The following is a 9,833-nucleotide window of genomic DNA, read 5'->3' as shown; positions in this document are numbered from 1 at the left end:
CGCCACCCCCTGTCACGGGCCCGCGGTCCGAGGCCGAGCCCCCGGCAGCCCCGACGCTGGGCATGCCGGCGGCCCCGCCGTTGCCGCCACCGCCCGGCCCGACCGTCGCCAGCGCCAGCTATGGCGGCACCGGGGCGATCTATGTCGCGGTGCCGCCCTCGCCGCGCTACGGGCTGGTGCTGGGGCAGGATGACCGGATGCAGGCGCATCGCCGCGCCGAGCTCGCCTGCAAGGGGCCGGAGGGCATCCCCTGCCGCCTGGCCATGGAGTTCCGCGAGCGCTGCGGCGCCGTGGCCCAGGGCGTCACCCGGCTCGGCATGGTGATGACCGACGATCCCTCGACCTACCAGGTGCTGCTGGCGACGCCGGGCAGCGGGCCGAGCCAGCTGGAGGCCGAGCATGACGCGCTGGCCGATTGCCGGCAGCGCCACCGCGGCGCCACCTGCCGCATCGTCATCAGCCAGTGCGACGGCTGAACGCCGCGGCCTGCGCATAAAAAAGGCCCGGGAGGCATCGCCCCCCGGGCCTTTTCGTCAGGATGCTGACGGCGTCAGGAAGCGACGGAAATATCCGGCGCGTCCTCGGCCTTCATGCCGACGACGTGGTAGCCGCAATCGACGTGGTGCACCTCGCCGGTGACGCCGGAGCCGAGGTCGGACAGCAGGTACAGCCCGGCGCCGCCGACATCGTCGATCGTCACGTTGCGCTTCAGCGGCGCGTTGTACTGGTTCCACTTCAGTATGTAGCGGAAGTCGCCGATGCCGCTGGCGGCCAGCGTCTTGATCGGGCCGGCGCTGATCGCGTTCACCCGGATGCCCTGGCCGCCGACATCGACCGCCATGTAGCGGACCGAGGCCTCCAGCGCGGCCTTGGCGACGCCCATCACGTTATAATGCGGCGTGACACGTTCGGCGCCCAGATAGGACAGCGTCAGCAGCGAGCCACCCTCCGGCATCAGCGCGGCGGCGCGGCGCGAGACCGAGACGAAGGAGAAGCAGGAGATGTCGAGCGCCTGCAGGAAGGCCTCGCGCGGGGTGTCCATGTAGCGCCCGCGGAGAAACTGCTTGTCGGCGAAGCCGATGGCATGGACCAGGAAGTCGATCTTGCCCCAGCGCTGCTCGAGGGCGGCGAAGACCGCGTCGATGCTGGCCTCGTCGGTGACGTCGCAGGGCAGCAGGATCTCGGCGCCGATGCTCTCGACCAGCGGGCGCACCCGCTTCTCCAGCGCCTCGCCCTGGTAGGTGAAGGCAATCTCGGCGCCCTGGGCGGCGATGGCGCGGGCAATGCCCCAGGCGATGGACCGGTCATTCGCCACGCCCATGATCAGGCCACGCTTGCCGGCCATCAGCGTGCCGGTGGGGGGGGACGCCAGGGGGTCAACAGCTTCCATGGACAGGCAGGACCGCTTCTTTGTGTAAAAGGGGGGTGGGGCAATCCCCCGTTGCAAGGGTAGGGTCCTGGTGGCACACCCCCGACGCCTGGGCAAGGGGGAGCCGCATGACCGCGCCGATCGCCGCCACTGATCCTTATGCATTGTTTCGCGCCTGGATGGCCGAGGCGGAGGCCAGCGAGGCCAACGACCCCAACGCCATGAGCCTGGCCACCAGCACCCCCGAGGGCTTCCCCTCGGTGCGTATCGTGCTGCTGAAGGGGCTCGACGAGCGCGGCTTCGTGTTCTTCACCAACAAGCAAAGCCGCAAAGGCGACGAGCTGCTGGCCAATCCCCGCGCCGCGCTGGTCTTCCACTGGAAGTCGCGGCGGCGCCAGGTGCGCATCGAAGGCAGCATCGAGGAAGTCGCCGAGGCGGAATCCGACGCCTATTACGCGACGCGCCCGCGGCTGTCGCGGCTAGGTGCCTGGGCGTCGCAGCAATCCCGCCCGCTGTCGGGCAGGGCCGAGCTGGAAGGCGCGCTGGCCGCCGCCGAGGCCCGCTTCCCCGGCGAGGAGATCCCGCGCCCGCCGCATTGGGGCGGCTTCCGCCTGCTGCCGCAGCGCCTGGAGTTCTGGCAGGACATGCCCTTCCGCCTGCATGACCGCCGGGTCTTCCAGGCCGGGCCGGGCAGCGACTGGACGACCGAGACGCTGTACCCGTGAGCATCCCGGCGGAGCAGGCCGAGGCCGCGGCGCTGCTCCGCCATCTCGCCGGCAGCGCGGCCCCGGTCGAGACGCATATCTCCGCGCTGTTCCTCGGCGCGGAGCGGGTGCTGAAGCTGAAGAAAGCCGTCGACCTCGGCTTCCTCGACTTCACCACCCTCGATGCCCGGCAGCGCTTCATCGAACGCGAGATGGCGCTGAACGCGCCGCATGCGCCGGGCCTGTACCGCGCCGTGCACCCGGTCACCCGCGGCCGCGATGGCGCGCTGCGCCTCGGCGGCGCGGGCGAGGCGGTCGAATGGGCGCTGGAGATGGCCCGCGTCCCGCCCGGGGATTTCCTGGACGAGGTCGCCCGCCGCGGCGGCATCGACGCCGGCCTGCAGGATGCGCTGGGCGATGCGGTGGCGGCGCTGCACCACGACCTGCCGCCGGTCGGGGGCTGGGACGCCCCCGCCGCCATGGCCCGCGTCATCGAGGGCAACCGCCGCGCGGCCCTGGCCGCCGGCCTGCCCGGGGCGCGCATCGCGGCCTGGGCCGCCGCCGCCGTCGCCGCGCTGGACCGCCTGGCCCCCTGGCTGGCCCGCCGGGCCACGGGAGGCGCGGTGCGGCGCTGCCATGGCGACCTGCACCTGGGCAACCTGCTGCTGTGGCAGGGCGCCCCGGCGCCCTTCGACGCGCTGGAATTCGACGAGGCCCTGGCCACCATCGACACCGGCTACGACCTGGCCTTCCTGCTGGCCGATCTGGACCGCCAGGTCGGGCGCGGCGCCGCCAACCGGGTGCTGAACCGCTATGTCGCGCGCAGCGGTGACGCGGCGCTGGTCGAGGGCCTGCCGCTGTGGCTGTCGCTGCGCGCGCTGATCCGCGCCCATTGCCTGGCCCGCACCGGCGCCGACGGGCTGCCCTGCCTCGACCAGGCCGAGGTGGCGCTGCGCCCGGCCGCGCCGCGCCTGCTGGCCATCGGCGGGTTGCCGGGCAGCGGCAAGAGCTTCTGGGGCCGCCGCTGGGCGCCGGCCATCGGCGCCGCCCCCGGCGCGCTGATCCTGCGCAGCGACGAGATCCGCAAGCGCCGCCACGGCCTGGCCCCTGAGCAGCGCCTGCCGCCCGAGGCCTATGCGCCGGCCGAGAATGCCGCGGTGCATGAGGAACTTTTCGCCGCCGCCGCCACCGCGCTCGCCGCCGGGCACAGCGTCATCGCCGATGCCGCCTTCCTCGACCCCATGCTGCGCCAGGGCATCGAGGCGGTCGGCCGCCAGGCCGGCATCCCGCTGCAGGGGATCTGGCTGGAGGCGCCGCTGGAGCTCCTGCGCGACCGCGTGGCCGCCCGCCGGGGCGATGCCTCCGATGCCGGCCTCGCCGTGCTGGCCGCCGCCGCCGCCCGCGACCCCGGTGCCATCGCCTGGCGGCGCCTCGACACCAGCGGCGCGATGCCAACGTCGATTTAACGAGGCCACGGCCGCGGTTTGTCTTACCTTGCGGTGAAAGCATCGGCTGGCGGGAGTGAAACCCGGCGGCCCTGCCCGGTCTTTTCTATCGGGTGGTGACGAGGCCTGAAAACCTGCACCAAATGATAGAAAAAACCCGGGCCTGTTCGGGAATAGATCGGCGCCAGGCGGCGTCGGTGTCCTCGCTGCAGGCCCCTTGCGGCCTCCTGTTATTACAATGATGCTGTGCCATCTGCGGTGCCCGGCCTTGCGCCGGTGAGGATGAGGAGACCGACCCATGGCCTATCGCCGGCTGCTGCTGCCGCTGACCGGAACCGCCGCGGGCGAAGCGGCGCTGAACACCGCGCTGATGGTGGCGCGGATGTGGAACGCCCATGTGCATTGCCTGCATGTGCGGGTCGATGCGCGCGACGTGGCGCCGCTGGCCGGCGAAGGCCTGTCGGGCGCCATGATCGAGGAGATGATGGCGGCCACCGAACGCGAGAGCGGCGAGCGCGCCGGCCGCGTCCGCGCGCTGTTCGAGCGCTTCGTGCAGGGCCGCGACGTCACCATCGCGCTGTCGGCCGAGAGCGCGCTGAAGACCGAGGGGCCGACGCTGTCCTTCGAATCCATCGCCGGCCGCGAGGAGGATGTGGTGGCGCAGCAATCGCGCCTCTACGACATGGCGGTGGTGCCGCATCCGGAGGCGGATGACGACGTCTCCTCCTCCGACGCGCTGCATGCGGTGCTGTTCGATTCCGGCCGCCCGGTGCTGATCGCGCCGCGGCAGTCGCCGGAGACCATCGGCACCCGCGTCTGCTGCGCCTGGAACGGCACCGCGGAAAGTGCCGCCGCCGTCGCCGCCGCGCTGCCCTGGCTGCACCATGCCGAGGCGGTGCGCGTGCTGTACAGCGACGACTACCAGCGCCGCGGGCCGGCGGCCGAAGGGCTGCAGGCCTATCTGCGCTGGCACGAGATCCAGGCTGAAGCCGTGCCCTTCAAGCCGCAGACCCGCGAAGTGGGCGCCGGGCTGCTGGGCTCGGTGCGCGACTTCCAGGCCGACCTGCTGTGCATGGGCGCCTATAGCCACTCCCGCCTGCGCCAGCTGATCCTGGGCGGCGTGACCCGGCATGTGCTGGAGAACGCGGATATTCCGGTGCTGATGTGCCGGTGAGGGGCTGAAGGGAAGATTGGGGGCAGGCCAGGGGCAGGCCAGGGGAATGAATTCCCCTGGACCCCTTCTTCTTTTTATCTGACTGCCGTGTCCACGTGGCGACAGGACGTGAAACGGCCCAGCGACAGCGCGACCTGACAGGTCGCGCTGTTTTCGTATGGGCGTCCCGCCATGCGGCCCGGGTGTCGCCGATGGTGGAGCGCAGGTCCCGCAGCGGCCGGTGACCAAAAATAAAAGAAAGGGGTCTGGGGGAATTCATTCCCCCAGCTTTTCTGTCCCTTTGGCTTCTAAGTTTTAAGCCGCCGCCGGATCGATCCAGCCGATATGGCCATCGGCGCGGCGGTAGACCACGTTGAGTGCTCCGCTGGTCTGGTTGCGGAACATCATCACCGGCTCCTGGCCCAGATCGAGTCGCATCACCGCTTCGCTGACGCTCAGCCGGGCGATCTGGGTGGGGGTTTCGGCGATGATGGCGCCATGGTCCTTGCCCGGGTCGACCGGGGCATGGCCGTTCGCCTCGGCGGCGGCTTCTTCCGGCGCCTCGGTTTCCTCCGACAGGCCGCCCAGCAGGGCCTCGGGGTCGATGGTCTCGTCGGGTTCGTCCGGCAGCTGCGCCAGGATCACCTGGCGGGCGGTCTCGGCCGAGGCCGGCAGCCTTTCATCGGCCAGGTTGCGGGAATGCTCGTTCATCCGGCGCCGGTAGCGGCGCAGCCGCTTGGCGATATGCGCCGCGGCCTCGTCGAAGGCGCGATGGGCATCAGCGCCCTCGCCCTCGCCGCGCAGGCTGAGCCCGCGGCCGGCATGGATATCGATGGAGCAGGCGAAGAAGGCGCGGTTCTTGGAGAAGGTGACAGACGCTTCCAGGGCGTGGTCGAAATATTTCCGGGTCACGGTGTTCAGCCCCTCGGCCACATGGACCTTGAGGGCTTCGCCGGTTTCGACCTGTTTCCCTGCGACAACGATGTGCATGGCGGGGTAACCCCTCCTTCTTGTGTGGGGGAGGGGCCGTCCCGGCAGGACGGCGAAGCGGGCGGGTCACGCCCGCTCCGGGTCTCGGGCCGGGGCGGCCTTCTCCCGTTGGGACTAGGCCGGAACGGCCTTTTCCCGTTTGCGTTGCACGGAAGACGGGATGCGCAACGCCTCCCGGTATTTGGCCACCGTCCGCCGGGCGATGTCCACACCTTCCCGACGCAAAGCTGCGACAATGGCGTCATCACTTAAAATGTCATCGGCGGTCTCGGCCGAGACCATGCCGCGGATGCGGTGGCGGATCGCCTCGGCGCTGAAAGTTTCACCGCCGGTGGTGCCGCCGATGGCGGTCGTGAAGAAATACTTGAGCTCGAACAGGCCCCTGGGCGTCGCGATGTATTTGTTCGCGGTCACCCGGCTGACCGTCGATTCGTGCATCTCCACCGCCTCGGCGACGTCGCGCAGGATCAGCGGCCGCAGATGCGCCACGCCATGCCGGAAGAAGCCGTCCTGGCGGCGGACGATCTCGGCGGCGACCTTCAGGATGGTGTTGGCCCGCTGCTCCAGGCTTTTGACCAGCCAGTTGGCCGCCTGGAATTTCTCCGAGAGAAACGCCTTGTCCTCCCGCGTGGCGCTGACCTGGGCGCGGGCGTGGAAGCCACGATTGACCAGCACGCGGGGCAGGGTGTCGGGGTTCAGCTCCAGGATCCAGTCCGCCACCTCGCCGCCCATCTGGCTGGCCGCCGGGCTGGCCATCTGGCTGGCCGCCTGGCTGCCGGGCGCGCGGCGCATCAGCACGTCGGGCAGCAGCGCCGGCGCCGGGGCGGCGTCGTAATCGGCGCCGGGCTTGGGGTCGAGCCGCTTCAGCTCGGCCACCATCTCGGCCAGGTCCTCGGCATCGACGCCGCAGACCTTCAGCAGCCCGCGCATGTCGCGCCGCGCCAGCAGCTCGAGATTGTCGAGCAGCGCCTGCATCGCCGGGTCCAGCCGGTTGCGCTCGGCCAGCTGCACGGCCAGGCATTCGGCCAGGCTCTGGCAGAACAGCCCGACCGGCTCGAAGCGTTGCAGCCGGGCGCGGATGGCGGCGATGCGCGGCACGTCGCAGCCCAGCGCCCGGGCGATCGCCGCATCATCCGCCGCCAGCCGGCCGGAGGGGTCGAGGGCGGAGATCAATTGCGCCGCGATCAGCCGGTCGCCGGGATCGGCGAAGTTCAGCCGGACCTGCTCGGCCAGCTCCTCGCGCAGGCTGCGCGGGCGGGCGATGGCGAGCTCGTCGATGCCGCGGTCGTCGGTGTCGAAATCCAGCCGGCCGCCGCGGCTGCCGCCGTCGCCGCCGCCGGACGCATCGCCGTCATAGACATTCGACCAGTCGCGGATGTCGAGCGGCGCATCGGCCTCCGACGGCATGGTGGCGGAGGCGGTGCTGTCGAAGGTGTCGGCGGCGACCGGCGCCGCGGCCAGCGGCTCGGCCCGCTCGGCCGGCAGCTCGGGGCGCTCGTCGCGCTCCAGCAGCGGGTTGCGCTCCAGCTCCTCCTCGACGAAGGCGCTGACCTCCAGGTTGGAGGATTGCAGCAGCTTGATCGCCTGGCGCAGCTGCGGCGTCATCACCAGCGACTGGCTGTGACGCAGATCCAGGCGGGGACCGATGGCCATGAGCGGTCAGCCGGCCTGACGGAAAACCGAAAGGGTCAGCTGGCGGCGCATGCTAGAGGCTGAACCGCTCGCCCAGATAGACGCGGCGGACGCCCTCATGCGCGACGATGTCCTGCGGCGTGCCTTCCATCAGCACCTGGCCGTCATGCAGGATATAGGCGCGGTCGATGATCTCCAGCGTCTCGCGGACGTTGTGGTCGGTGATCAGCACGCCGATGCCGCGGTTCTTCAGATGCTTGACCAGGTCACGGATCTCGCCGACCGCGATCGGGTCGATGCCGGCCAGCGGCTCGTCCAGCAGCACATAGGCGGGGTGGGTGGCCAGCGCGCGGGCGATCTCGCAGCGGCGGCGCTCGCCGCCCGAGAGCGCCAGCGACGGCGAGCGGCGCAGATGCGTCAGGCCGAACTCGGCCAGCAGCGAATCCAGCATCTGCTCGCGCCGGGCGCGCACCGGCTCGACCACCTCCAGCGCCGCGCGGATATTGTCCTCGAGGCTGAGGCCGCGGAAGATCGAGGCCTCCTGCGGCAGGTAGCCCAGCCCCATGCGGGCGCGGCGGTACATCGGCAGGGTGGTGACGTCGTGGCCGTCCATGAAGACCTGGCCCTGGTCGGGGCGGACCAGGCCGGTGATCATGTAGAAGGTGGTGGTCTTGCCGGCGCCGTTCGGCCCGAGCAGGCCCACCGCCTCGCCGCGCTTGACGCTGAGCGAGACGTTGCGGACGACGGGACGCTTCTTGTAGCGCTTGCCCAGGCCGGTCGCGACCAGCCCGCCCTCGCCGGGAATGACCTTCAGAGGGGTGCTCACCGGCTACGCGCTCCGCCTTGGTTCTGCTGCTGGCTGGGGGTGGTCTGTTGCGGCTGCAGCGCCTGCTGGCCCTGCTGCGGGATGATCAGCCCCTGGACGCGCTGGCCCGGGGTGGCGACCAGGCGGGCGACCCCCGTCCGCATGTTGACGATGGCTTCCTGGCCGTTCAGCTGGTTGTCGCCGCGGGTGATGCGGACGCCGCCCAGCAGGCGGGACATGCCGGTGGTCTCGGAATAGACGCCGCGGTCGCCGCGCACGACCTCGCCGGTGGTGCGGATCTCGACATTGCCGAAGGCTTCGACGCGGTCCAGCTGGCTGCCTTGGCCAGGGGTCGCGGGCTGGCCGGTCACCGGGTTGCGCGCCGGCTGCGCGGCGGCGGGCGCCGGCGCCGGGCGGGCATTGGAGGCCACCGCCGCGCCCTGCTCGCGGAAATAGCCGACCAGGGTGTCGGCGGCGATGCGGCGCTGGTCGGCGGTCACCACCACGGCGGCGCCCCGGGCCACCGCCATGCGCTTGCCGGGCCAGTATTCCATGCTGTCGCGCGAGGTCAGCACGTTCTGCGGCGTGGTCAGCTTCAGCGCGCGGCCGGTCAGCACCATCACCGCCTGGTCCATGTCATAGACGGCGCGGTCGCCCTCGGCATGGTCGGTGGCGCTGTCGATGCGGACATTGCCTTCGGCCTCGAGCCGCCAGATCTCGCCGCCCGACATCGGCGTGTCGCCTTGCGCGCCGCTGGCCGCGGCGGCGGGGGCGCCGGCGCGCGGGCGGTAGCGGGCGATCAGCCGGTCGGCGGTCAGCGTCACGCCGCCGCGCACCGCGCGGGCGCTGCCGCGGGCGATCACCACCTGCTCCTGCTGGCGCCATTCGATGCCGTCGCTGGCGGTGACCTCGACCGGGCCGCCCTGGGTCAGGTCGAGCTGCTGGGCGGTCGCGTCACGCGGTGCCATGGCCAGGGCCGCCAGCAGCGCGACCGTGGGCAGGCCACCCAGCCTGCACACCCTGAAAAAAGTCATCGGCCGCCCTCCAGGACTGCTTTGGCGTGGCCGGTGAAGACCACCACCTGGCCGCGGTTTTCCAGCCGGAAGCCCTCGCTGACCAGGGTGCCGAAGGGCCCCTGGGCGGCGACGGGCTTGTCGCCGGTGGCGCCGCCGGCGGCGATGTCGATCTGCGCCGCCTCGGTGCGCAGCGTGCTGCCGTCGTCGTGCCAGAGCGTCACCTGGCCCTGCAGCGCCAGCTGGTTGACGTCGCGCTGGTAGCGGCCCTGCTGGGCCTCCAGCAGCACCCAGGTGCCGTTGCTCATGATCATGTCGGCGCGCGGCCGCTCGAGGTCGATCGGCGCGTCCTGCTCCTGCTGCAGGGCGGTCGCGGCGGTGACGTTGTAGGGGCGGTCCTGCTCGTCGATGCCCTGGTAGCGCGGGGCGGAGAGGCGCAGCGCCTCGGCGCTGGTCTGCGCCACGCGGCGGAAGGCCAGGCGGCCGCGATCCTCGGCCCGGTCGAATTCCGGCCACAGCGCGATGGCGGCCAGCACGGCCAGGGCGCCGACCGGCAGCAGCCACTTGGCCAGCACCACCAGGAAGCGGTAGCGCGCCATCGACCCGGCATCCATCGCCAGCCGCGCGCGGGAGGGCAGCAGCTGGCGGCCCTTGCCGGCGGCACGCTCGGCGCGGGGCGCGGCGGCGCGGCCGCGCGGGGGGGAGGACGGGTTCATGCGGGG

At 71.6% G+C, this 9,833-nt stretch carries 10 protein-coding genes; 4 read left to right on the top strand and 6 right to left on the bottom strand.

Annotated elements, in window-relative coordinates:
* Positions 1-476: DUF4189 domain-containing protein (locus tag GVN67_RS25845; protein ID WP_160000198.1), on the top strand; the 476-nt coding region annotated here is incomplete at its 5' end.
* Between the two features lie 74 nt (positions 477-550).
* Here the strand turns inward: GVN67_RS25845 and fabI are convergent.
* Positions 551-1,390, bottom strand: coding sequence for an enoyl-ACP reductase FabI (gene fabI / locus GVN67_RS25840; protein WP_160000197.1), 840 nt, complete (start codon positions 1,388-1,390; stop codon positions 551-553).
* Between the two features lie 107 nt (positions 1,391-1,497).
* Between fabI and pdxH the strand changes: the two genes are divergently transcribed.
* The 3 genes from pdxH to GVN67_RS25825 all read left to right on the top strand — a co-directional run bounded on the left by pdxH (position 1,498) and on the right by GVN67_RS25825 (position 4,692).
* Complete coding sequence (pdxH, locus tag GVN67_RS25835) at positions 1,498-2,094, top strand: pyridoxamine 5'-phosphate oxidase (protein WP_160000196.1); 597 nt, start codon at positions 1,498-1,500, stop codon at positions 2,092-2,094.
* Complete coding sequence (locus tag GVN67_RS25830; protein WP_160000195.1) at positions 2,091-3,539, top strand: AAA family ATPase; 1,449 nt, start codon at positions 2,091-2,093, stop codon at positions 3,537-3,539. Before pdxH ends, GVN67_RS25830 begins: the two co-directional genes overlap by 4 nt.
* Positions 3,540-3,816: 277 nt before the next feature.
* Positions 3,817-4,692, top strand: a complete 876-nt coding sequence (locus tag GVN67_RS25825; protein WP_160000194.1) for a universal stress protein — start codon at positions 3,817-3,819, stop codon at positions 4,690-4,692.
* Positions 4,693-4,986: 294 nt separating this feature from the next.
* On the opposite strand, the gene hpf is transcribed toward GVN67_RS25825, so the two are convergent.
* The 5 genes from hpf to lptC all read right to left on the bottom strand — a co-directional run.
* Positions 4,987-5,661 carry a ribosome hibernation-promoting factor, HPF/YfiA family gene (hpf, locus tag GVN67_RS25820; protein ID WP_160000193.1) on the bottom strand — a complete coding sequence of 225 codons (675 nt, stop codon included), beginning with the start codon at positions 5,659-5,661 and terminating at the stop codon, positions 4,987-4,989.
* A 114-nt stretch (positions 5,662-5,775) separates the two neighbouring features.
* A complete protein-coding gene (gene rpoN, locus GVN67_RS25815) occupies positions 5,776-7,314 on the bottom strand; it encodes an RNA polymerase factor sigma-54 (RefSeq protein ID WP_160000192.1) in 1,539 nt (512 codons plus the stop codon).
* A 52-nt stretch (positions 7,315-7,366) separates the two neighbouring features.
* Positions 7,367-8,119: an LPS export ABC transporter ATP-binding protein gene (lptB, locus tag GVN67_RS25810; protein WP_160000191.1), complete on the bottom strand. Its 753-nt coding sequence runs from the start codon at positions 8,117-8,119 to the stop codon at positions 7,367-7,369.
* Positions 8,116-9,132: an LptA/OstA family protein gene (locus GVN67_RS25805; RefSeq protein ID WP_160000190.1), complete on the bottom strand. Its 1,017-nt coding sequence runs from the start codon at positions 9,130-9,132 to the stop codon at positions 8,116-8,118. The genes lptB and GVN67_RS25805 overlap by 4 nt, the downstream gene beginning before the upstream one ends.
* On the bottom strand, positions 9,129-9,833 hold a 705-nt coding region (gene lptC / locus GVN67_RS25800), incomplete at its 5' end, for an LPS export ABC transporter periplasmic protein LptC (protein WP_368667263.1). The genes lptC and GVN67_RS25805, both read right to left, overlap by 4 nt.

It is taken from the genome of Roseomonas sp. 18066 (assembly GCF_902706185.1).
Classification (GTDB): Bacteria; Pseudomonadota; Alphaproteobacteria; order Acetobacterales; family Acetobacteraceae; genus Pseudoroseomonas.
Note: the sequence above shows the minus strand (reverse complement) of the source record. Positions and strands in the feature narration are given on the sequence as shown.